Raw genomic sequence first — 23,955 nt, forward strand, 5'->3', positions numbered from 1 at the left:
TGGTCCAAGAGGGTTCGACTTCCGGGTGCCAATTATCGCTCAGCCATTTCGCGGCTAACACGACAGGCAGGGGTAGGCGTAGAGACCGGATAGCCAATTGCAACTACGCCGCAAGCCAACGGTCGCCGCGGTACTCTCCGCGATTTCTGACCGGTTTCTCCAGTACCAATAGCTCCTCTTCGAGGAAGCACAGGACCAAGGCGCGCAACCATCCAGGCCCGCTACTGTGCCCGCCTGTCGAGCAATGACCCGAATCGCCGGTTCGCAAGCAGCAGCCCGGCATCCGCCCCTTCCTGGGGTACGACTCCCAACGGCCTTCGTTCTGCACAACACTCCCTTCGCAGACCAGCGGCATGATAGCCAGCGGACCCGGCCAGGATGTTTCACGTGAAACGGAACAGGCCAGCGGGCGTGCGGGTGGTGGACGGACTCCTTTGGTCGCGGATCTGTACGACCAGGTCGTGCAATTCACCAAACCACCCGGCACCCAGGATGTGCCGGCAACAACGAGAACGCTAACCTTCCCAAACGGCTGCAACTCCTCGCCCAAAGGGGAGAAGCAACACATTGGGAATCCGCCACCCGGGGGAGCATGCCCATCGGCCAGCGCTTGCAACCGAGCATGTCCGCATATCTCCCGGTATAGGGAGCATGCTCATCGAGCACCACTCCTACCGGACTTACTCCCATGTCTCCCGCTCCAGGGAGCATGTCCATCGGGGTCATTCCGCGGGGAGCGTGCCTACGGGGTACTTCTATCAATTGAACATGCACGGCGCATTCCTATCCGGTGGGTGTACAGCTGGACACTGACCATGGGAGCAACCACGCCACTCGATAGATAGGCTGCCGGCCGTCCAATTTCAGTCCATCGCACACGAGTCCGAGGAGCGACAGATCCTTTGGCGCTGCGTTCCGTGCTAATCGAGGGAGCTTCCGCGACGGTGCAGGTGTCCCAGGTTCGGTACTCTACCGCCGGGATAGACCAATGTACGCGAAAGGGCAGTTCCTCTATTCGATACTTAACTATCAATAATTTCCGTTGTTGCATGTTGACTGGAACTGCCAATTGGCCGGGCCATGTAATGTCAGTGATCTATTCAGGCCGGTGCATCGTGACTCATCCGAAATTTTCTACCCCGAAATCCAGTTGTGAGAATCCGTAGCACCGCGACAAGCAGTGTGGTGCGAATAGGATGCGTGACCTAGTCCTCAAGGAGACCCTCCATCCTCTAATCCACACGGCGCTCTACTATTTGTTGCGGTTCGTCAGGAAGCAACACCCATAGACCTCGTGGGCGGAATTCCAATTGGGCGAAGCTGGGGACCGCCCCCCCTGTGAGAGAGCGGCGTTTGATGTCGCGATGCCATGCAGGGCGCCAATGAAGAGCTCACTAGAAGGAGAGAAGCAACTGCGTCTATGGCTGGGTCGTCGGCAAACCAAATGCGGTAACAAGAAGTGGATTATGGCAAAACACGAACCAAAGACTCGGTCCAGGGCCAAACGCAAACTTGCCATCACTAAAGAACTGCACCACCCAACAGAGCTTCCTGCTCTCGCCATTCAACCGAACGGCCCTGAGCGCTTTCACCTCCGTAGGCTCTTGACAGTGGCCGCAGAAGGCACTTCTACAGAATCCTCGACCAGGACAGCTCTAGTCGGATAGCTCCGTACAAGTTCCGCCGGGATGGGAACGGCGAAGGCACCGGCGATGTCGGATGCCGGGAGAAAGTCCACGGGATACATCAACTGGCTACCACAAGATATCGCGGCGCACCCAGAAGACACTTCCGCACCGGCTCCGGTAATGCCTCGAGGCGCCTGCTTCTCAGTGCCCGATTCATGCTACAGCGCCATGCCAACCAACTCCGTCACGTCCGGCGACCCTCAGTGCCAGCGAGGACATTTCCGAGCAGCTTCCTTCGAATGCGATTGGGGCTAGTGCCACAAGTCATACAGGCAAGGAGTAAGCGGCATTGGTTCGGCGGCTCACTTTCGGGTAGCGCTGTGGAGTACCCGTCGCCACACATTTGCCGGCGTCCACAGTCGGACGATCTGGCTAATGTTCAGCATGTAATAGGCGCGGCCTCACCAGGGGAATGCCTTCGCAGCACCCTTGCCTCCATTTGCTCGCGAGGAAAGCCTTTTAATGACCGGCAACCGCTGACGCCGAGCACAGGACTTCGTTCCAGGATGGGACACCCTAGGTCGAGTGCTACTCATAGTGAACTGCAGGAGAGCTTAGGAGTCCGCCGACTACACCAAAGGATTCACTGCCGTGGCGTATCCCATTGCCGGCTCGTTCGCCAGCATACACAGGCGATCGAGTACGGTCCGATAGCTTAGCGTGTCCACCCTTACTCACGCGAGCGTAATAGAGTGGCCGGATATGGCGACCACACCAAGCCTTGAATCGACTCCACCCCATAGGCATTACGGGCAAAACCAAGACGGCACTACGCGGGCTGTTTCACGTGAAACGCCCTCTCCTCGCTCACCACAGATCGTCTAGGAAAAGTTATGCCCGGTAAGAGCGTTAAAGAACAAGCCGATTCTGACCCTTTATTCCGAAGGCATCGTCGCACCCCGGACGCCTTATGAGGCACTTCACACAAACGTTATCCACTGGTGCGAAGAGAGTTATTCACAAGGTTATCCACAGCGATATCCACTGGCAAAACTGAGGATAAGTTACCTCACTGGAGCTGCAAGCCCCACCGGCAATCTACATGTACATGAACAGACCCGGCAGGCAGTCGCGGTGCCTAGCCTGCTGACAGCAGAGAGGTGCCTCAGTTGGCCAAATCTCGCGATATACCGCGCTAAATCGACCAAATCCGGCCTCCGACCGCGGTTCTCCCGGTTTCACGTGAAACACGGACACGGACTGTCTCAGTCGTCCGACTGCTGGAGTGCGGCCAATCTCTTGCGCCAAACCAGCCCCCGCACCGAGCGATGGAAGCCGCATCCTTATCAACAAAGTTATCCACAGCGATATCCACCGGTGGTCCCCAAGGTTATCCACAGCTAGATCCAGCACTCTCTGCGATCCAGGATCGAGTAACACTTCCCTCTACCGCGCCTCCGAAGGGCCAAACAGATGCAGAGGCGAGTAACGCTGAGGTAGTTCAACTATCCATACGGTGTCGATTTGCCAGCATATCCTCACCACGCCTCGCTGATAGCGAGGCGCCATAGCGGTCATCCAATTCAGAGAAGGAACACGCAGATGACGCCGCCGCGGCATAAGGATTTACGTTCTCGGGAGTAGAAGCGAAAACGCCTAAGCTCAATTTCGGATGGCAAGCCAGGTCAACAGATTGAGGAATAATCAAACGCCCCATAGGGCACAGCTCCGGTCTGTTTGGCACGACTACAGGCCACTACCCACCAAGGGGGGATATCCAGACTGAGGAAGTAGAGCCTCATCAATGGCTCGAAAGGTAATTCCCGGGGAAGTCCGACCGGACGGCAGCGGAGGATTCCAGTGCGCCCCTGCCCATTGGTAACGAAAGAATCTGCGAACATTCCAGATGAGGGGACAATCGAGCACGTCTACGCCGCGGCGACGGCGGCGTAGCTAAAGGCCGTGACGAGTAGGGGAACCGTTTTGTCCTGGTTGCATAGCCATGGTGCTTCACCCACCTCTGTGGATGCATGGGACTAGACCATCTGCACCCCAGCGATTCACGCCGAGACAGTCCTCCTAAGACAGCTAGAGAGTATGTCGTAGTAAGCGCTCAACGGGTGAACTTCACGCCGAGCCGGAGCACCTGCCGGACACCGTACATGTACACATCTACAGCTAAACACCAGCCCACTGCTGCAGACAGACCGGGGCATAGGAAGCATCAGTCCAGCACGTACGAAAACTGGGGGACCAGTGGTTGGTCAGACTCCGTCGTTCTGGAGTCGAGAGGTCAGCGACTAAACTCGCATCAGCGTGTAGCAGGCAAGGCCGATCCGAACCTGTAGATCGCAATTTCACCTGGACAGGGCTTTCGAATAACTCCGACATCACTACGCTGTCCTGCGAAGCGCGCCAGCGTAGACAGCTCACTCTCCAATACGAGCGATGGCTAGAACATGGGCGAGGATGCTTCTCCGCTGGTAATTCACGGTCCAAGAACAGTGTCACTTCACGCTACTAGCCGCCCGAAGGTGGACTTAGCTAAGGAACTAACCAGCATTTCGATCTCGAATCGGGCTCGTCACTCCACCATCTATCTGCAAGTTCACTCTCAGTCTTTTCGAGTAAACCACCTGGTACAGTTTACAAAGGACCCACTTGCACCCATCATCGAGAAAGTGGAGCCAAGGGCGAACACGAGCATGTGTCTACTGGGCTCATCATGCAGCGTAGCGGACAGCGGTCTCCACGGTCACGAACGAAGTGGTCATCTGCGGTACCACGCGCCTCGAACATGGACAGACCCGTTCCGTTTCACGTGAAACACTCGCATCGGGGGCACGAGAAGACAGCTGCTTCATATGTAGGCACGAGCCATCTAGCCCCCACTCCGGGGTACTTCACACAGTCGTCCCGAAAATTCAGCCCTTGTCCTAAGGGGGCGAGCTAGCGATGGCTCACAGGCTTGGTTCATAGGCTGAATATCTGGCGTCTTGTTTCACGTGAAACATTCCAACCAACCATCAGTAGCCCGGAATAGCTAGTTGCCTGATCCGAAGAGAAGAGCCTTGAGTACCGCCGGTGCCCAGACTGCAGCGTCAAGGTCAGAAGACTGCTACAACAATGCCGACATCCTTCCCTAGCGCAAACATTGAGAACCACTGGACTATCAACAAAAGCAACTGTTGCCCTGCGGACTCGTCCCGGGGGAACCAGCGAACATTCCACAATCGCGGCCAGCCTCACAGCCTTCTCCAGAACCACCGCAGCCGATCACTCACTCGGCTGTCCAACGTGGACAGGGAAGTGGTGGATCACTGCCACACCAACCAGAGCGTGTCTCGTTGTTTCACGTGAAACGTCGCCGGCCTGCACTGATGAACGAACGTCAACGAACGGTGAACGCCGCTCTGGCACTTCCTGGTTCCGTTCTTTCGACCGTAGCGGCCTAGCCGATCAGACCTCGCGGCCCCTAAGAACAACACCGCCCTTGAGTCTGCGAAGGCTTACCACCTCCGCAACAGAGTATGAACGGAGTCGCCCACGAATCGAAGAATGGAACCGCCAGCACGCACCACGATTCTATCGGCTCCTAGTTCCGGGATTCACTCGGAGAGCCCGATCCCATGTCCCATGGCTTGGCTTGAAACAAAGACACGGAAGTTACAGACCTTCCACACCGAACAATAGGAACCACCCATGTCGACTGGAGCGACACCGAAATTGACGCCGATACCTATAGTCGTTTCACGTGAAACATAAGTGGACGGACCTATGCAAAAACCAGCGAGAGCGATTACTTACCTGAAAAGCCCAGATGCTGAGTGGTGATGACGGTAATCGCTGTAGTCACAAGCCCATCCGTAAAGGGTGGCGCGCAGCCGGAAAGCGGCGAGGCTCAGAAAGGATAGCCTGTCGCTACGGGACATAAGGAATACAAAAACACTATGGAGGAGATAAGCCTTCACGGAGACCGCGCAAAGACACTCCCAGATCGCCAGCCTCAAAGTACCCTGTGTAATAGCTTTGCCGTCGGCTACTACCGGGGCAACCATCCCACTATCGCGAAGCACCAATTCATCAAAACCGCCCCGCTGTAACTGACGGAAACCAGGAGTCCGAACGGTACCGGGAAATGCTAATTCAGGCCTAAAGCCAGTACGCCTGCGAACACCCAAGTGTCCACGCACCATGCGTCCCGCGAGAATTCGACCAATGCACCGAGCAGTCCGCTTACTGAACAATCCGTGGACACCGCGCTCAGCGCTCAATCCCTGGCAACCATGCACACGCCAAAGCTGGCAGCGGGACCTGAAACTTAGCCCGAACAGATAGACCCAATCCACCCCAACAAACTCCGTACCACAACAGGCGCACCCCATAACACGGACAAGCAAAAAGGGGTCTGCTCCCCATCAGGAAGCAGACCCCTTCAGAACCCGAAGCTCGAACCTAACCCTCCGCGCCGGGGGACAGCACGCCCATGATCCGGTTCAAGTCTTCGACACTCGCGAACTCAATGCTGACCCGTCCCTTGCGTGCGCCCAAAGTGATCTTCACGTTGGTGTCCAAGCGATCCGAAAGCGAGGAAGCAAGGTAATCCAAGCGCTCATGCCGTGCGTTGGGACGCGGAATGCTGTTCTTCTGCGGGGCGCCTGAATCCTGGTACAAGGCCACGGCTTCCTCGGTGGCACGAACAGACATACCTTCAGCAACAATCTTCTGCGCGAGCCGTTCCATAGCAGCAGCGTCAGGAAGTGCGAGCAAAGCACGTGCATGGCCAGCCGAAAGTACGCTGGCTGCTACCCGGCGCTGAACGAGCGGAGGAAGCTTGAGCAAACGCAGGGTATTCGATACCTGCGGCCGCGATCGACCAATCCGATCGGCGAGCTGCTCATGGGTGGTACCGAAGTCCTCCAGAAGCTGCTGGTACGCAGCGGCCTCTTCCAAGGGATTCAGCTGGCTTCGGTGAAGGTTCTCAAGCAGGGCATCGCGCAGGAGGTCGTCATCATTGGTATCTCGGACGATCGCGGGGATCGTTTCGAGCCCGGCGGCCTGAACTGCCCTCCACCGGCGTTCACCCATGACCAGTTCGTAAGGTTCTCTACCCTCTTCGGTTGAAGTACGAACCACAATTGGCTGGAGAACGCCGATTTCCTTGACAGAGTGAACCAGCTCCGCCATGTCGTCCTCATCGAAGACACTTCGAGGCTGCTTGCGGTTGGGGTGAATGTCGGTGACCGCAATTTCCGCGAAACGGGCGCCCGGAACCTCCACCAACTCAACTCCAGGCGTCTCCGTCTGGACCTCATCAGACACGGTATCGCTAGCCGCGGCGTCCACAGCGGCCGTCGGCGGAGTAACGGCCCCAGGTGTCAACGAACCGCTCGACTTAGAACCATTCGACTTCGACGCAGTCTTCGTTCCAACCCGCTTGGACGCAACGACTTCCTGAGCATCCTCAGAAGGTGCCGTAGACGCAGGAGTCTTTTCCGCCGTCGTCGTTTTTGCGGAAGCGGCGCGCGAAGGTGCGCCAGTGATGATGTTGGTGCCCGATGCGTCGGGCACCTCTGTCGATTTTCGTGCCTCAGGGAAAAACAAGTCCACCGGTCGCGAGGGCGAAGCCACATTGCCAGATGCACCCGTCGAAGCGGAGCTGGGAATGAGAGCCCCAAGACCCCTACCCAGGCCTCGTCGCTTTTCACTCATGAGTATGTCCCTCCGATGGAATGGCAAGAGTCGAGTCCGCCAAGGATGTTGCAGTGATTCAGAAAGTCTAGCGTTCTGCGATTTCCGCAGCGGCTTCCATGTAGGACAACGCGCCGCTGGATGACGGGTCGTAAGTCATGACCGTCTGTTGATAGCTCGGAGCTTCGGAGATACGCACGGATCGCGGAACCACGGCACTGAGGACTTGGTTGGGGAAATGGTGACGCACTTCAGATGCTACTTGCGCGGCCAGGTTGGTTCGGCCGTCGTACATCGTCAGCAAGATCGTGGAGACAACCAGCTCAGCGTTGAGGTGCTTCTGGATCATTTCGATGTTCTTCAGCAGCTGGCTGAGGCCTTCCAATGCGTAGTACTCGCACTGGATCGGGATAAGTACCTCGCTCGCAGCGCAGAACGCATTGACCGTCAGCAGGCCGAGGCTCGGCGGGCAGTCGATGAAAATGAAGTCGAGCCGGCCTTCGCCGTTCTTCTCGCGTTCCTTCGCGTACACATCGATGGCACGGCGCAAACGCTGTTCGCGGGCGACCAAGGAAACCAGTTCGATCTCAGCGCCGGCAAGGTGGATGGTGGCTGGTGCGCAGATGAGGTTCGGGATGTCCGGGCAGGCTGCTACGACGTCGCCCAACGGAAGGTCGTTGATCAGGACGTCGTAGATGCTGTCTACGTCGGCGTGGTGCTCGATACCCAAGGCGGTGGAGGCATTGCCCTGCGGGTCGATGTCGATCACCAGAACGTTGAGTCCCGCCGACGCCAAGGCGGCCGCGATGTTCACCGTGGTGGTGGTCTTTCCAACCCCACCCTTCTGGTTGGAAACAGTGAAGATCCGGGTCTTCTGGGGCTTGGGAAGCTCGCGGCCCACCAGGCGCTCACGGCGCCGTGTTTCATTCGCGAGCTGACGGGCAATCGGGCTGGAATCGTCGATGGAGTCCATGACGTTATCGCTTTCCACGATCAACATTTCACGTGAAACGGCCGAGTTTGTAACCGAATTAGTGCGCATAAGCGCGGACTCGAATGACGCCGAGGGTGCAGCCATTGCCCGCGCAGACCCCAGGGAAATAAATGGCGGGATCCGCTGCGTGGAGGTTTCGCTACTGCCCACTGTCAACTCTCACTCTCATTCGGCTCTAGCTGCCGTTCTCTAGCTTAACCGCTCGGCCGCGGACACGCGGGACACAGCGCCGAGGCTAAGCGATCTTCCCCTGCTTGTTGACGACAATACGCACCACTGTGGTAGGTTCCTCCAACAGTTCCTGCCCACACACGACAACCGATGTTTCCACCCCGCCGAGCTTGCGAATGACCTTGGCTGCCTTCTCAATCTCCTCGGCCGCGCTGCGACCCTTGATGGCAACCACTTCGCCCTTGCCGTTGAGCAATGGAATGGTCAATCCTGCAAGCTTGGTCAGCGCAGAGACAGCACGCGCGGTCACGACGTCGGCGTTCACCATACCCACGGCCAGCTCGGCACGCGTGCGCATGACTGTCACGTTGTCCAGGCCGAGATCGTCCACCACTTCCTGGAGCCAGATGACCCGGCGTTCGAGCGGCTCGATAAGCGTGAGCTCGAGGTCCGGGCGGGCGATCGCCAAGCACAGGCCCGGCAGTCCTGCCCCGGAGCCGACGTCGGCCACATGGCTCCCATGGGCGATGGCCGATTCGATGACAGCACAGTTGAGGACGTGCCGGCTCCAGAGGCGCGGGATTTCGCGGGGACCGATCAAGCCACGCTCGGTCCCTGACGTCGCCAAGTGCTCGACATACCGCTGGGCAAGGTCCAAGCGGTCGCCGAATATCTTCTCTGCCGCCTGCAGTTCGGCTGGAGTGATGTCGACCATGATCCGTTAGTCGGCCGAGACCACGATGTGACGGCCAGCGCCCTCACCTTCGGACTCCGAAACGAAGCCCAAGTCCGCAACGGCGTCGTGCACGATCTTGCGCTCATACGCGCTCATCGGCTCGAGGGAAACCGAAGCTCCGGTCTCCTTCACCTTTGCGACGGCGTCTTCAGCGATCTGCTGGAGGTCGCCCGCGCGCTCCTTTCGGTAGCCATTGATGTCCAGGACAAGCCGCGAGCGGTTCTCGGTGGCGGACAGGACGGACAGGCGGGCCAGTTCCTGAAGGGCTTCGAGGACTTCGCCGTCGCGCCCGACCAAGCTCTCAAGCCCTTCGGAATCGTCTTCGGCCGCGATGGAAATGTAGGTACGCCCGTTACGGATTTCGATGTCGATATCGCCATCGATGTCGGCAATGTCCAGCAGCTCTTCGAGGTAATCCGCGGCGACGTCGCCCTCTTCCTCGAGGCGGCTCACAGAGGAGCTCTTTGCGCCTGGTTGTTCCGCGGTGTGGACTTCAGCCGCGGCCACTTCCTCGGTGGCGCCAGCGGCCGTTGCCTCTTCAGTGCTTTCAACAGACATTACTTCTTCTTCCTGTTCTTACGTTGTGGCTGAATGCGCTGGGTCTTGAGCTCGATGGCGGCGACCTCGCCGGCAACGTCCTCGTCCTTCTTGCCGCCCAGAAGCGGGAGGGAAGGCAGACCCTTCGCAGCGCGACGCTCTGCGAGTGCTTTCGCGGCCGGGGATCCCGGCGTCGGCATGCGGCGGATGACAAAGAACTGCTGGCCCATGGTCCACAAGTTGGTGGTGGTCCAGTAAATGAGGACACCAATCGGGAAGTTGATGCCACCCACGCCGAAGACCACCGGCAGTACGTAGAGCATCATCTTCTGCTGGCGCATGAACGGGCTGGCCATGGCTTCTTCGGACATGTTCTTCGCCATGATCTGCTTCTGCGTGATGAACTGCGAAGCGGTCATGGCGAGGATCATCACGATCGACAGGACCGAAACGACCACCTGGTCAGTGCCGGCGGGTCCGCCGTGGAGCAGCGATGCGGAAAGCGGAGCGCCGAAAATGCTGGATTCGTCGAACTGCACCACTTGTTCGTGGCTCAACGCTCCGATGCCCTGGCCCGCCTGGCGTGCCTGGGTGATACCGGAAAGCACCTGGAACAGGGCGAAGAAGAACGGCATCTGGATCAGCATGGGCAAGCACGCGGAGAACGGGTTGGTGCCGTGCTTCTTGTACAGGGCCATCTGCTCCTGGGCCATGGCCTGGCGAGAGAGCTGGTCCGTTTTGCCCTTGTACTTCTGCTGCATCTTCTTCAGGTCGGGCTGAAGCAACTGCATGCCTCGCTGCGCCTTGATCTGCTTGACGAACACAGGAATCAGGGCGGCGCGGATCACCAACACCAAACCAATGATGGACAGCGTCCAGGTCCAACCGTTCTCCGGAGGCAGGCCAATGAAGCTCAGGCCGTCGTGGAACCCCAGCATGATGGCCGATACTAGCCACTTGAACGGGGCCAGAATTGTTCCAAAGATGTCCATACGTATTCCCTATTTCCTCAGGCCGCCGTCGGGCGGCCGTCCTCATCAGACCGCACAGCCAGGAACAGGTCCGGGTTGTTCAGCACAACAATCATGGGCGTCTGGCCTTCGGGCCAGTGACGATGTCCGGCGGGGACGTGGTCCACGCCGCCGGCGTTCCAGGGGTGGCAGCGGGCGAGGCGCCGCATTGCCAGCCAGCTTCCCTTGACGGCGCCATGCACCGTCACCGCTTCGAGGGCATAAGCCGAGCAGGAGGGGAAGAAACGGCACACCTGGCCGTACAAGGGAGAAATAATGCGGCGGTACGTCTTCAACAGGATGATGAGGATGTTCCGGGGCAGCTCCCAGAGAAATGTTCCGAGAATCCTCGGGGCGGTTCGAAAGAAGAGGACGACGGCGGAGCTCAGCTCATGCACGCGGTGTCCCTTCCGTTGTGGTGACCTTGGTCGGCGAAGCCGCCGGGGGAAAGGATCCGCCAAGCCGCTTCGTCGTCACCGCCAATGCGGCGTTGTAATCCGTCAGCAGTTGGTCCCAGCTGGCTGTCGCGGCCGCAGGCAAGGCCCGGACAACTACAGCAAGTCCCGTGCCATGCCCTTTAAGGGACAAAGCACCTGCTTCTCTCAGTCTCCTCTTAACGAGGTTCCTGGTCACGGCGTTCCCGACAGCTTTGGAAACAATGAAGCCAATGCGGCTCGGTTCCCCGGCACCGATAGATGCCGTATATAACACTAAGTTCCGGCGTCCATTGCGGACGCCGGAACGTACAGTTGTTGAAAAGTCGGTTGAAGTCCTAAGACGGTTTTGGGTGGCTAGCACCTAGAGACTCGCTTGAGAGACCGGCCGACGAGTCAGGTAATTAGGCCGACAGTGCGGCGCGGCCCTTGCCACGGCGGGCGGCCAGGATGGCGCGGCCGGCACGGGTGCGCATACGAAGGCGGAAGCCGTGCTTCTTGGCCCGACGGCGGTTATTCGGCTGAAAAGTCCGCTTGCTCACGTTAGTTACTCCAGTGGATCAAAGGTGCGCCCACCCGATCAAAAGGGGAAGAACTGGCCGACGCTAAGTTTATTTGTGTATCTGCTGCCACCCGACGCCGGTTGTACCGGAGGTGCGAATGGTCGAAAAGCGGACACATAGGACTTCACAACGTTAGGGCAAAAAGAGCCTCCGGGTCAAACCGGGAAACGCTGCGACCGCTATCCCCAACTGTGGCTAAGTGCCCTTGGCAGCCTGTGGATGAAGTGGCTCACAAGTCCGGATCCAGAACCACAACGGTGTAATTATCCACAACCTTCTTCCCAGCTATCTTCTGGGGAATCCATACCCTAGAGTGGCTCAGTAGCCGATTATCCACGGACTGTGCATAACCCTGTGGATTCGGTTCGGAATCCACTTCTGGTTTGGACCCTTCGGCTGCCGTAATCCAGGCAAGCAAACACCCGAGGGAACCAATTGATGACGGTAGACGACGCCAACCACGCCAACACGGTCGGAAGTTCCTGGCGTAGGGTGCTGAGCCTGCTGGAACAAGACGATCGGGTCACGCCAAGGCAACGTGGTTTCGTCATCCTCGCTCAGGCGCAGGGCCTGATCGGTTCCACCTTGTTGGTGGCCGTCCCTAACGAGCTGACCCGCGAAGTCCTCCAGACCCAGGTCAAGGACGCCCTCGACGACGCCCTTCGCAACGTCTTCTCCGACGACATCCGCTGCGCCATCGACGTCGACACGGATTTGGTGCCGATCCACGAAGAGCCGGCACCCGCCGTCGTACTCTCTTCCGAGAACGACTTGTCCGCAGAGCCGAAGCCGCAGCCCACTCCGCCAAGCACGTCGCACGAATTCGGCCGCCTCAACCCGAAGTACGTCTTTGACACCTTCGTGATCGGTTCCTCCAACCGGTTCGCCCACGCCGCGGCCGTCGCGGTGGCCGAAGCTCCCGCCAAGGCGTACAACCCGCTGTTCATCTACGGCGACTCGGGACTCGGCAAGACGCACCTTTTGCACGCGATCGGACACTATGCACGCCGGCTGTACAGCGGGATCCGCGTCCGGTACGTGAATTCCGAAGAGTTCACCAACGACTTCATCAACTCGATCCGCGACGACGAAGGTGCGAGCTTCAAGACCACCTACCGGAACGTCGATGTGCTGTTGATCGACGACATCCAGTTCCTGGCAGGCAAGGACCGGACGCTCGAGGAGTTCTTCCACACCTTCAATGCCCTCCACAACAACAACAAGCAAGTTGTCATCACTTCGGACCTCCCGCCCAAGCAACTCGCGGGATTCGAAGACCGCATGAAGTCCCGCTTCGAATGGGGCCTGCTGACGGACATCCAGCCTCCGGAACTCGAAACCCGTATCGCGATCCTCCGGAAAAAGGCCCAAAACGAAGGCCTGTCCGCCCCGGACGATGCGTTGGAGTACATCGCATCCAAGATCTCAAGCAACATCCGCGAACTTGAAGGCGCGCTCATCCGCGTGACCGCTTTCGCGAGCCTCAACCGCCAACCGGTGGATGTGGCCCTCGCTGAAATGGTCCTGAAGGACTTGATCACCGACGACGGCGCCCAGGAAATCACTGCCGACCAGATCCTGAAGCAAACGGCCGAGTACTTCAAGCTCAGCATGGACGAGTTGTGCAGCAAGTCCCGTACCCGGACTTTGGTGACCGCCCGGCAAATCGCGATGTACCTGTGCCGGGAACTGACGGACATGTCCCTTCCGAAGATCGGACAGGAACTCGGCGGCCGCGACCACACCACAGTGATCCACGCTGACCGCAAGATCCGCGAGCTGATGGCAGAACGCCGTGTGATTTACAACCAAGTCACTGAGCTGACCAACCGGATCAAACAGCAGCAACGCGATTCCTGAACCGACTCTACATACCTTATTAACAGGCGCATGTGGATAAGCCTGTGGATACTTAAGGGGACAAGCGCGGTTAATGGGCTTAAAACCCTTAAGCCGTCTGTGGATCGTTAAAAACGGGCTTGGGGGTTATCCACGTCCACACCCTGTTTAAAACCCCTCCCACCCACACATCGTGAACAGGCCTTAACCGCGGAACCGCGCGGCAGGAGGCGGTTATCCACAGTTTCCACAGCAGTTATTAACACTACTAATCCCAAAAAATTGAAATCCCTCAAATAACAATCTCGTTCCTCCGGACCCACGATGCAGCCGCTGGCTGCTTGGAACCGGGCGGGCAGCATTGCGGGGATGGGTTAATGCCCGAAGTTCCCGCTAAGCTGTCTGCAACGCGTCCATCCTCGGCGCTGTTTTGTAGTTCGTTCCCAGCGGACCATGCAGCGCCCTCGTTCCGGACGCTCGATTTCGGGGCTCCTGGGGAGTTTCCGGTGAAGCACTGGCAGCAGCAATGAAAGGCGGAACCCTTCCGTGAAGTTCAGAGTCGAGCGGGACGTCCTGGCAGAAGCCGTCACGTGGACAGCCCGGTCCTTGTCTCCGCGGCCGCCCGTTCCGGTCCTCTCAGGCCTCTTGCTCAAAGCAGAAGCCGGAACCGTGAGCCTTTCGAGCTTCGACTATGAGACCTCTGCGCGCCTCGAAATTCCCGCAGACATCACCACAGAGGGAACAATCCTGGTCTCCGGGCGCCTTCTTGCCGATATCTGCCGAAGTCTGCCCTCGGCTCCCGTGGAAATCGAAACAGACGGAAGCAAAGTCACACTCACGTGCCGTCGAAGCAGCTTCCACTTGGCAACCATGCCGGAAACCGAGTATCCACCGCTTCCGGCACTCCCTACCGTCAGTGGAACTTTGCCAGGCGATTCCTTCGCCAAGGCCGTCTCGCAAGTCATCATCGCGGCAAGCAGGGACGACACCTTGCCGATCCTCACGGGCGTCCGCATGGAGATCGAGGACGACGTCATCACGCTCCTCGCAACGGACCGTTACCGGCTCGCCATGAGGGAAGTGCCCTGGAAGCCGGTCAATCCGGGAATTTCCACCAGCGCACTGGTCAAGTCCAAGACCCTCAACGAAGTAGCCAAGACCCTTGGCGGCAGCGGGGACATCCAGCTCGCCCTGGCCGATGATGACAGCCGCTTGATCGGTTTCGAGAGCGGCGGCCGCACCACCACCTCGCTCCTGGTCGATGGCGATTACCCCAAGATCCGGTCACTGTTCCCGGATTCCACGCCCATCCACGCAACTGTTCAGACCCAGGAGCTCGTTGAGGCTGTTCGTCGTGTATCCCTCGTGGCGGAACGGAACACTCCCGTCCGCTTGGCATTCTCCCAGGGCCAATTGAACCTCGACGCCGGTACAGGTGAAGACGCGCAGGCCTCGGAAGAACTCGAAGCCCAGCTCAGTGGCGAAGACATCACGGTCGCCTTCAACCCGCACTACCTGATCGAGGGCTTGAGTGTCATCGAAACCAAGTTCGTGCGCTTCTCCTTCACCACGGCACCCAAGCCGGCGATGATCACTGCCCAGGCTGAAGCCGACGGCGATGACCAGGACGACTATCGCTACCTCGTGATGCCCGTACGCTTGCCCAACTAGCAACTAGTCGGGTCACCACCACACCACCAACGCAGAAAAGAGTTCACACTGTGCACATCGGACTGATCGGCCTTGGAAAAATGGGTTTCAACATGCGTGAACGCATGCGGAACGGCGGAATCGAGGTCACCGGCTTTGACCGCAACCCCGACGTCGCCGACGTCACGTCCATCGACGAACTCGTCGCGGCGCTTCCTGCTCCGCGATTGGTCTGGGTCATGGTTCCGTCCGGCGAAATCACGGACGGCGTCATCAATGAACTCGGTGAAAAGCTTTCTCCCGGAGACATGGTGATCGACGGCGGCAACTCCCGTTTCACCGAGGACCAGAAGCACGCAGCTTTCCTTGATTCCAAGGGCATCCGGTTCGCTGATTGCGGTGTTTCCGGTGGTGTTTGGGGTTTGCAGAACGGCTACGGACTCATGGCCGGCGGCTCCGAAGAAGACATCGAGCTCGCCATGCCGGTCTTCGATGCCCTCCGTCCTGAAGGCGAACGCGCCGATAGCTTCGTCCATGTTGGCGGTGTCGGAGCCGGCCACTACGCCAAAATGGTGCACAACGGGATCGAATACGGACTCATGCAGGCCTACGCCGAAGGCTACGAACTGCTTGCGGCGAAGGACATCGTCGACGATCTTCCGGGCACGTTCCGTGCGTGGCAAAAGGGCACGGTTGTGCGGTCCTGGCTGTTGGACCTCATGGTCAAAGCACTGGATGAAGACCCCGGCCTGGCCTCCATCGGCGACTACGTCGAGGACTCCGGCGAAGGCCGCTGGACCGTGGAAGAAGCCATCGCCAACGCGGTCCCCGCGCCGGCCATTACTGCTGCGCTGTTCGCGCGTTTCTCTTCCCGCGAGGATAGCTCCCCGGCCATGAAGATGGTCTCGGCATTGCGCCACCAGTTCGGCGGACACGCCACCCGTCCGGCCGGCTAGGCCCGGCCGCCCTCTTCGCGTGTACCTCGAACACCTTTCACTAACCGACTTCCGAAGCTACGCGCAGGTTGACCTGAAGCTGGGCCCGGGCGTCACGGTCTTGGTGGGATCCAACGGCATCGGCAAGACCAACCTGATGGAAGCCATCGGGTACCTGGCCACTTTGAGTTCCCATCGCGTCAGCACGGACGCTCCGCTCCTGCGTTTCGGAGCGGAGCGCGCGATGATCCGGGCGAAGCTCGTCCGCGGCGAACAATCGACCGTGATCGAACTCGAAATCAATGCCGGCCGCGCCAACCGTGGCAGGATCAACCGCGGAAATCCGGTGCGGGCCCGCGACATCCTGGGCATCTGCCACACAGTGCTTTTCGCCCCTGAAGACCTGGCGTTGGTCAAAGGCGATCCGTCCAACCGGCGGCGATTCCTCGACGAACTCCTGGTCAGCCTGATGCCGATGCACGCCGCTACCCGAAGCGATTACGACCGCGTCCTCAAACAGCGCAATGCCTTGCTGAAATCCGTCCGGACCGGAAAATTCACCTCGGCCCACGAGGCAACCCTCGATGTCTGGGACCAGCACATGGCCCGTGCCGGCGCGGAACTCCTGCACGCCCGGCTTGAGCTCCTGGAACGACTCCGCCCGCACCTCAAAAATGCCTATGCCCAACTGACGGACGGGTCCAAGGACGCCGGGGCCATCTACCGTTCCACGATCCAAGGCGTCCTGGACGACGACGGCGGTCCCGCCGAGCGCCCCGCTGCTGTTCCGGAGGGGGCTGAGGACCTTCGCGCACTTTCCGTCGAGCAACTCACCGAGCGTTACGTCCAAGCGTTCGCGGCCGCGCGCCGAAAGGAGTTGGAGCGCGGCATTTCCCTGGTGGGTCCTCATCGCGACGAACTTGAACTGGTCCTGGGGCAAGCCCCGGCCAAGGGCTACGCCTCGCACGGCGAAACCTGGTCAATGTGCCTGTCGCTGCGCTTGGCCTCCTACTACGTCATGCTTGACGACACCCGGACCGGTGGTTCTGCCCCCATCCTGATCCTCGATGATGTCTTCGCCGAACTGGACGTACAGCGCAGGCGTAAACTGGCTGCGATAGTGGCCGGTGCCGAACAGGTACTGGTGACGGCCGCCGTCGACGCCGACATTCCCGAGGAATTGGCCGGCCGGCGGGTGAAGGTTGTGCCTGGAGGCATTGATGGAGAAGGATAGCCCCGGCGGACTCCAGCCGGGGAGGGATCCCGACGAGATCGACGCTGCGCAATCGGCGCTCAACCGAATGCGCGAAGCCGCGGCGGCGCGGGGTGAAATCCGCCGCGCCGCACCCAAAACCGGTGGCGCCCCCAAACGGCAAGGCATCCGGGACACCCGTGGATTCAGCCAATTCCATGGCAATGGCCGCGATCCCCTCGGATTGGGAAAAGTAGTTGGCCGGCTGGTTGCCGAACGGGGCTGGACGTCTCCGGTCGCCGTCGGGTCCGTCATGGCGGAGTGGGACGCCTTGGTCGGCCCGGAAATCTCCGCCCACTGCACGCCGGAGAGCTTTACCGATACCACCCTCCACGTTCGTTGCGATTCCACCGCGTGGGCAACACAGTTGCGCCTCTTGAGCTCGAGCCTCCTGGACCTGTTCAGCCGGGAACTTGGCGAAGGCGTTGTGACTACTATCCAAGTGCTCGCACCGGCGGCGCCGAGCTGGCGGAAAGGCAACCGCAGCGTCAATGGACGAGGCCCCCGCGATACCTACGGGTAGCGTCCCGAAGGCAGCAAGGAACCGCTTCTAATCGGATTTCCGCAAATGGCGCGCAGGCGCGAGAAACCTCCCCAAGCCGTATAGCTCCCCAGTGGGTGCTCTTCGGATGGCTTGAAGATGGGGCCAGCGGCCTCCTACAGGTACTTTCCTTCCAGAATGGGACGGGTTTTGCAAGGATCTGCGATTTGTCACGATAGAATCGGCATAGACAACTGGGCGCCGGTGAACATCGATTGGTTCCGCTGAAAAGGAAGGTAGAAGCGGTTCAGCCAGTCGCGGAGTAGGCGGCGTTAGCAGTGACGTCCCTGTTGGCGGCTGCCGTATCCCTGTGGTGTGCGTCGACGGGCGCGCTCCTCGGTGTGCGGTGACGGCCGGCAACCATCGAGTACAGAGGAGTCGAAAGCGCCTGTGGCCAACGACAATGCAGAGACCTTGGCAGTAGATCCAGCGAACGGGACCGCCCACAAGGCGAATACGCCCGCGGAGGCCAGGGAATACGGGGCCAGCGACATCACAGTCCTTGAGGGCCTCGAAGCTGTGCGCAAGCGCCCCGGTATGTACATCGGATCCACTGGTCCACGCGGCCTCCACCACTTGGTGTATGAGGTTGTGGACAACTCAGTGGACGAGGCACTTGCCGGTTACTGCAGCCACATTGAAGTTACCCTGCAGGCCGACGGCGGCGTGAAGGTCGTGGACGACGGCCGCGGCATTCCGGTTGACCTCCACCCGACTGAGAAGAAACCCACCGTAGAGGTGGTCATGACCATCCTGCATGCCGGCGGCAAGTTCGGCGGCGGTGGCTACGCAGTTTCCGGCGGCCTCCACGGCGTGGGTATTTCCGTCGTCAACGCGTTGTCCCGTCGTGTGCTTACCGAAGTGCGCCGCCAGGGGCACGTCTGGCGCATGTCCTTCGCGGACGGCGGCAAGCCGCAAGGGGAACTCGTCCAGGGCGAAGCAACGGATGAGACCGGGACGTCCCAGACCTTCTACCCGGATCCCACTATCTTCGAGACCACCGTTTTCGATTTCGAAACGCTGCGGGCACGCTTCCAGCAGATGGCCTTCCTCAACAAGGGCCTGCGCATCACCCTCACGGACGAGCGTCCCGTGGCAAGCAAGGACGACGACCTCGACCTCGATGCGGTTGCCACTGAGGGAGAAGTAGCTGCCGAACACCGGACGGTTGTTTACCAGTACAACGACGGTCTCCTCGACTACGTGAAGTACTTGAACTCGAACAAGAAAGTCGAAGTCGTCCACGAGGACGTCATCGCGTTCGAAACCGAAGATACTGATCGGAACATGGCGGTCGAGATCGCCATGCAATGGACCACTGCCTATTCGGAAAGCGTCCACACTTACGCGAACACGATCAACACCCATGAGGGCGGTACCCACGAAGAGGGCTTCCGCGCGGCCATGACGTCGCTCATCAACCGCTATGCGCGCGAGAAGACCATCATCAAGGAAAAGGACGACAACCTTACGGGTGACGATATCCGTGAAGGCCTGACGGCGGTCATTTCCGTTAAGTTGTCCGAACCCCAGTTCGAGGGCCAGACCAAGACGAAGCTTGGCAACTCGGAAGTCCGGGGATTCGTGCAGCGCGTGGTGACCGACCAGCTGGGCGACTGGCTGGAACGCAATCCCGGCCCGGCCCGCGACGTCATTCGCAAGGCCGTCCAGGCATCGCAGGCCCGGATGGCTGCCCGCAAGGCACGCGACAACGCTCGTCGCAAGAGCCCGCTTGAATCCTTCGGCATGCCGGGCAAGTTGTCCGACTGCTCGTCGAAAGATCCGTCGCGTTGCGAGGTCTACCTGGTGGAGGGTGACTCCGCAGGTGGCTCGGCCAAGCGCGGGCGCAATCCTGAAACCCAGGCCATCCTGCCCTTGCGCGGCAAGATCCTGAACGTGGAGCGTGCCCGCCTGGACAAGGCCCTTGGCAACAATGAAGTCCAGTCCATGATTACGGCGTTCGGCACGGGCATCGGCGAGGACTTCGACATCTCGAAGCTGCGCTACCACAAGATTGTGCTCATGGCCGATGCCGACGTCGATGGCCAGCACATCACCACGCTGCTCATGACGTTGCTGTTCCGCTACATGCGTCCTCTGATCGAAAATGGCTACGTCTACCTGGCGCAGCCCCCGCTGTACCGCATCAAGTGGTCCAACGCGGCGCACGACTACGTGTACAGCGACCGCGAACGCGACGAAACCATCACCCGGGGCGCCGCGATGAACAAGCGGCTCCCCAAGGACAATGGCATCCAGCGCTACAAGGGCCTTGGCGAAATGGACTACACCGAGCTCTGGGACACCACCATGGACCCGGACCGCCGCACGCTGTTGCAGGTCACAATGGACGACGCCCTCGCGGCCGACCAGACCTTCTCCGTGCTGATGGGCGAGGACGTTGAATCCCGCCGGAACTTCATTCAGCAGAACGCCAAGGACGTCAGATTCCTCGATATCTAGGGCTTGTTAGCCGCTAAATATTCCTCATCTGACATATACCTGAAACGGAAAACATAGAATTATGAGTGACGAAACACCTGAGGTTCCCGCTGATTCTGCCGGCCCCGTGGAGCCGATCCTTGAAGGCGACGTGCTGGTTGACCGCGTTGAACAGGTTGATCTCCAGACCGAAATGCAGCGGTCCTACTTGGACTACGCCATGGCCGTCATCGTCGGACGCGCACTTCCGGACGTCCGGGACGGCCTGAAGCCGGTCCACCGGCGCGTGCTGTACGCGATGTTCGACGGCGGGTACCGCCCGGACCGCGCCTTCAACAAGTGCGCGCGCGTCGTGGGCGACGTCATGGGTACGTACCACCCGCACGGCGACATGGCGATCTACGATGCGCTCGTCCGCCTCATTCAGGACTGGACCATGCGCTACCCGCTGGCGCTCGGCCAAGGAAACTTCGGCTCCCCGGGTAACGACGGTGCGGCAGCACCCCGTTACACGGAAACCAAGATGGCCCAACTGGCCATGGAAATGGTCCGCGACATCGACGAGGAAACCGTCGACTTCCAGGACAACTACGACGGCAAGAACCAGGAACCCACCATCCTGCCGGCGCGTTTCCCCAACCTGCTAGTCAACGGTTCCTCGGGTATCGCCGTCGGTATGGCCACGAACATTCCGCCGCACAACCTCCGCGAGGTGGCCGACGGTGTCCAGTGGGCGTTGGACAACCCGACCGCCACGCGCGAAGAGCTCCTTGAGGCTCTCCTCCTGCGGATCAAGGGACCGGACTTCCCCACGGGAGCAACGATCCTCGGCCACAAGGGCATCGAGGACGCGTACCGCACTGGCCGCGGTTCCATCACGATGCGCGCAGTGGTCAACGTGGAAGAACTCCAGGGCCGCACCTGCCTGGTGGTTACCGAGCTTCCGTACCAAGCCAACCCGGACAACCTGGCGATCAAGATCGCCGAACTCGTCAAGGACGGCAAGATCCAGGGCATCGCCGACCTCCGCGACGAAACCTCGGGCCGTACCGGCCAGCGGCTCGTGATTGTCCTCAAGCGCGACGCCGTGGCCAAGGTTGTGCTGAACAACCTGTACAAGCACACGCAGCTTCAGGAAAATTTCGCAGCCAACATGCTGGCAATCGTCGACGGCGTTCCCCGCACCTTGACTTTGGATGCGTTCATCCGCCACTGGGTAGCGCACCAGATGGACGTCATTGCGCGCCGTACGCGTTACCGCTTGCGCAAGGCCGAGGAAGAAGCGCACATCCTGCGCGCCCTCCTGAAGGCCTTGGACATGCTGGACGAAGTCATCGCCCTCATCCGTGCTTCCAACACCACCGAGGCCGCACGTGACGGCCTGATGCAATTGCTGGAGATCGACGAACTCCAGGCCCGGGCCATCCTCGACATGCAGCTCCGCCGCTTGGCCGCGTTGGAACGGCAGAAGATCCAGGACCGGCACGCCGAGTTGGAAGCCATGATTGCCGAATACAACGCGATCCTGGCCTCCGAACAGCGCCAGCGGGAAATCATCAGCCAGGAACTGGCTGAAATTGTCGCCAAGCACGGCGACGACCGGCGTACCCACATCCTGATGGGCTTCGACGGCGATATGTCCGTCGAGGACCTCATTCCTGAAGAAGAAGTGGTGGTCACGATCACCCGCGGCGGGTACGTCAAGCGCACCCGCAGCGACAACTACCGTTCGCAGCAGCGTGGCGGCAAGGGCGTCAAGGGCGCGCAACTGCGTGGCGACGACGTCGTGGAGCACTTCTTCGTCACCACCACCCACCATTGGCTGCTGTTCTTCACCAACCTTGGCCGCGTGTACCGGGCGAAGGCGTACGAACTCACCGAAGCCGGCCGTGACGCGAAGGGCCAGCACGTCGCGAACCTGCTGGCGTTCCAACCCGACGAGCACATCGCCCAGGTCCTTGACCTGCGTGACTACGAGCAAGCTCCGTACTTGGTGCTTGCGACGAAGAGCGGCCTGGTCAAGAAGACGCGACTGGAAGATTACGACACCAACCGCACCGCCGGCGTCATCGCGATCAACCTTCGCGACGAGGACGAGCTCGTCTCGGCCCAACTGGTGTCCGAAACAGATGATCTCCTCTTGGTGTCCCGGAAGGGCCAGTCCATCCGCTTTACCGCAACCGATGAAGCGCTCCGCCCGATGGGGCGCGCCACCTCCGGCGTGACCGGCATGAAGTTCCGTGAAGACGACGAACTCCTCGCGGCCGACGTCGTCCAGGACGGCTCCTTCGTGTTCGTGGTGACCGAAGGCGGCTACGCCAAGCGCACCGCCGTCGAGGAGTACCGGCTCCAAGGCCGCGGCGGGCTCGGCATCAAGGTAGCCAAGCTGGCCGAAGAGCGCGGTGACCTTGTTGGCGCGCTGATCGTCAACGAAGAGGACGAGGTCCTGGTGGTCATGGAGGGCGGCAAGATTGTCCGTTCCGCGGTGGCCGGTGTCCCGGCCAAGGGCCGCGACACCATGGGCGTCATTTTCGCGAAGCCGGACAAGAACGACCGGATCATCGAGGTGGCGCGCAATAGCGAACGAGGCCTCGATAACGAGGATTCCGACGGCGAACACGGCGACGGAACAGGTCACCCTTCAGGTGACGACAGCGCTGTCAATAGTGTCGAAAATCCCCTTGGAGACACGTCCGGGGCGGTCGATGACGTAACGTTGGCTGCAAACGACGGCGCCGATGCGGCGACCGAAACGGCTGAATCGGAGTCAGCCGCGGGATCCGGCAACGGGTCCGGCGTCGAGCTTAATGAAGACAACACCGGAGGTAACGAGTGAGCAATTCGGACTCATATCCCAAGCCGAGCACGGGCGTCCCCGGAGGACTCCGGCAGCCTTCGGCCAGCCCGCGGGTAGGTGCGCCTGCTCGTCCGCAACAGCGGCCCGCAGGGTCCACGCCTGGAGCAACCGGAGCCGGTGGTGACCGGACTCCCGGACAGCGTCCCGCGGTTCCCGGTCAGCGCCCGGCCGCCCCGGGTGCCCAGCGTCCGGTCCAGGGTCAGCAGCGGCCCGTAGCGGCAGGACAACGCCCGATGCAGGGCCAGCAACGTCCCGCTCCCGGAACGCCCGGGCTCGTGAAGCCGGCGCCGAAGGCGAAAGTCCGCCGTGCCCGTCTCCTGGTCAGCAAGGTTGATCCTTGGTCGGTGTTGAAGATGGCGTTCCTGCTGTCAGTTGCCTTGGGCATCGTGACCGTGATCGCCGCGATTGTTCTTTGGACCGTCCTGGACCTCACCGGCATCTTCAACCAGGTGGACTCCCTCCTGGGCACCTTGGCCGGCTCGGAAAGCGGCGGCTTCGAGCTCAAGAAGGTTGCTTCCTTGGGCCAGGTGGCATCATTCGCCACCATCATCGCGGTGGTGAACGTGGTGCTGTTGACCGCACTCTCCATGCTGAGCGCCGTGCTCTATAACATTTCGGCAACGCTCGTTGGCGGCATCGGAGTGACCCTCACCGACGACTAGCCCAAAAGGCCGA

General features: G+C 60.2%; 15 protein-coding genes and 1 pseudogene. 8 read left to right on the forward strand and 8 right to left on the reverse strand.

From position 1 onward, the window contains the following. Positions 1 to 6,083: 6,083 nt before the first annotated feature. The 8 genes from E1809_RS08375 to rpmH all read right to left on the reverse strand — a co-directional run bounded on the left by E1809_RS08375 (position 6,084) and on the right by rpmH (position 11,743). Positions 6,084 to 7,340: a ParB/RepB/Spo0J family partition protein gene (locus E1809_RS08375; RefSeq protein WP_133203771.1), complete on the reverse strand. Its 1,257-nt coding sequence runs from the start codon at positions 7,338 to 7,340 to the stop codon at positions 6,084 to 6,086. Positions 7,341 to 7,407: 67 nt separating this feature from the next. Next, positions 7,408 to 8,463: a ParA family protein gene (locus E1809_RS08380; protein ID WP_235835516.1), complete on the reverse strand. Its 1,056-nt coding sequence runs from the start codon at positions 8,461 to 8,463 to the stop codon at positions 7,408 to 7,410. Positions 8,464 to 8,548: 85 nt separating this feature from the next. Next, positions 8,549 to 9,199 (reverse strand): 16S rRNA (guanine(527)-N(7))-methyltransferase RsmG, encoded by a 651-nt coding sequence (gene rsmG / locus E1809_RS08385; RefSeq protein ID WP_133203772.1) that lies wholly within the window; start codon positions 9,197 to 9,199, stop codon positions 8,549 to 8,551. 6 nt (positions 9,200 to 9,205) lie between these two features. Continuing rightward, positions 9,206 to 9,778: a Jag family protein gene (locus E1809_RS08390; protein WP_133203773.1), complete on the reverse strand. Its 573-nt coding sequence runs from the start codon at positions 9,776 to 9,778 to the stop codon at positions 9,206 to 9,208. Beyond that, positions 9,778 to 10,749, reverse strand: a complete 972-nt coding sequence (gene yidC, locus E1809_RS08395) for a membrane protein insertase YidC (protein WP_133203774.1) — start codon at positions 10,747 to 10,749, stop codon at positions 9,778 to 9,780. Before yidC ends, E1809_RS08390 begins: the two co-directional genes overlap by 1 nt. Before the next feature lie 17 nt (positions 10,750 to 10,766). Continuing rightward, positions 10,767 to 11,156 carry a membrane protein insertion efficiency factor YidD gene (gene yidD / locus E1809_RS08400; RefSeq protein WP_235835519.1) on the reverse strand — a complete coding sequence of 130 codons (390 nt, stop codon included), beginning with the start codon at positions 11,154 to 11,156 and terminating at the stop codon, positions 10,767 to 10,769. A gap of 1 nt (position 11,157) precedes the next feature. Then, on the reverse strand, positions 11,158 to 11,565 hold the full coding sequence (rnpA, locus tag E1809_RS08405) for a ribonuclease P protein component (protein WP_133203776.1): 408 nt from the start codon (positions 11,563 to 11,565) through the stop codon (positions 11,158 to 11,160). Positions 11,566 to 11,605: 40 nt separating this feature from the next. Beyond that, positions 11,606 to 11,743 carry a 50S ribosomal protein L34 gene (gene rpmH / locus E1809_RS08410; RefSeq protein WP_133203777.1) on the reverse strand — a complete coding sequence of 46 codons (138 nt, stop codon included), beginning with the start codon at positions 11,741 to 11,743 and terminating at the stop codon, positions 11,606 to 11,608. A gap of 459 nt (positions 11,744 to 12,202) precedes the next feature. Here rpmH and dnaA point away from each other — a divergent pair, with 459 nt between their 5' ends. From dnaA to E1809_RS08450, 8 genes and pseudogenes are all read left to right on the forward strand, one after another. After that, entirely contained in the window at positions 12,203 to 13,624 is a 1,422-nt protein-coding gene (gene dnaA, locus E1809_RS08415) for a chromosomal replication initiator protein DnaA (RefSeq protein ID WP_133203778.1), read from the forward strand. Positions 13,625 to 14,149: 525 nt separating this feature from the next. After that, positions 14,150 to 15,274 (forward strand): DNA polymerase III subunit beta, encoded by a 1,125-nt coding sequence (gene dnaN / locus E1809_RS08420; protein ID WP_133203779.1) that lies wholly within the window; start codon positions 14,150 to 14,152, stop codon positions 15,272 to 15,274. Positions 15,275 to 15,297: 23 nt separating this feature from the next. Continuing rightward, positions 15,298 to 16,209: pseudogene (gene gnd / locus E1809_RS08425) on the forward strand (phosphogluconate dehydrogenase (NAD(+)-dependent, decarboxylating)); the annotation flags it as partial. Positions 16,210 to 16,228: 19 nt separating this feature from the next. Then, complete coding sequence (recF, locus tag E1809_RS08430) at positions 16,229 to 17,422, forward strand: DNA replication/repair protein RecF (protein ID WP_133203781.1); 1,194 nt, start codon at positions 16,229 to 16,231, stop codon at positions 17,420 to 17,422. Beyond that, entirely contained in the window at positions 17,409 to 17,963 is a 555-nt protein-coding gene (locus tag E1809_RS08435; RefSeq protein WP_133203782.1) for a DUF721 domain-containing protein, read from the forward strand. The genes recF and E1809_RS08435 overlap by 14 nt, the downstream gene beginning before the upstream one ends. A gap of 408 nt (positions 17,964 to 18,371) precedes the next feature. Further along, the gene (gene gyrB / locus E1809_RS08440) at positions 18,372 to 20,444 is read left to right on the forward strand and encodes a DNA topoisomerase (ATP-hydrolyzing) subunit B (RefSeq protein ID WP_133203783.1); all 2,073 of its coding nucleotides are present in this window, start codon (positions 18,372 to 18,374) and stop codon (positions 20,442 to 20,444) included. Positions 20,445 to 20,505: 61 nt separating this feature from the next. Beyond that, complete coding sequence (gene gyrA / locus E1809_RS08445) at positions 20,506 to 23,259, forward strand: DNA gyrase subunit A (protein WP_133203784.1); 2,754 nt, start codon at positions 20,506 to 20,508, stop codon at positions 23,257 to 23,259. Beyond that, on the forward strand, positions 23,256 to 23,942 hold the full coding sequence (locus E1809_RS08450; RefSeq protein WP_133203785.1) for a DUF3566 domain-containing protein: 687 nt from the start codon (positions 23,256 to 23,258) through the stop codon (positions 23,940 to 23,942). Before gyrA ends, E1809_RS08450 begins: the two co-directional genes overlap by 4 nt. Positions 23,943 to 23,955 lie beyond the last annotated feature (13 nt).

Source organism: Arthrobacter terricola (assembly GCF_004354015.1).
Taxonomy (GTDB): domain Bacteria; phylum Actinomycetota; class Actinomycetes; order Actinomycetales; family Micrococcaceae; genus Arthrobacter; species Arthrobacter terricola.

What these genes read in the sequence shown, in the direction of transcription:
- E1809_RS08375 (WP_133203771.1), bottom strand. Translation starts at nt 7,340, where the DNA reads ATGAGTGAAAAGCGACGAGGCCTGGGTAGGGGTCTTGGGGCTCTCATT.
- E1809_RS08390 (WP_133203773.1), bottom strand. Translation starts at nt 9,778, where the DNA reads ATGTCTGTTGAAAGCACTGAAGAGGCAACGGCCGCTGGCGCCACCGAG.
- E1809_RS08435 (WP_133203782.1), top strand. Translation starts at nt 17,409, where the DNA reads ATGGAGAAGGATAGCCCCGGCGGACTCCAGCCGGGGAGGGATCCCGAC.
- rsmG (WP_133203772.1), bottom strand. Translation starts at nt 9,199, where the DNA reads ATGGTCGACATCACTCCAGCCGAACTGCAGGCGGCAGAGAAGATATTC.
- dnaA (WP_133203778.1), top strand. Translation starts at nt 12,203, where the DNA reads ATGACGGTAGACGACGCCAACCACGCCAACACGGTCGGAAGTTCCTGG.
- gyrA (WP_133203784.1), top strand. Translation starts at nt 20,506, where the DNA reads ATGAGTGACGAAACACCTGAGGTTCCCGCTGATTCTGCCGGCCCCGTG.
- yidC (WP_133203774.1), bottom strand. Translation starts at nt 10,749, where the DNA reads ATGGACATCTTTGGAACAATTCTGGCCCCGTTCAAGTGGCTAGTATCG.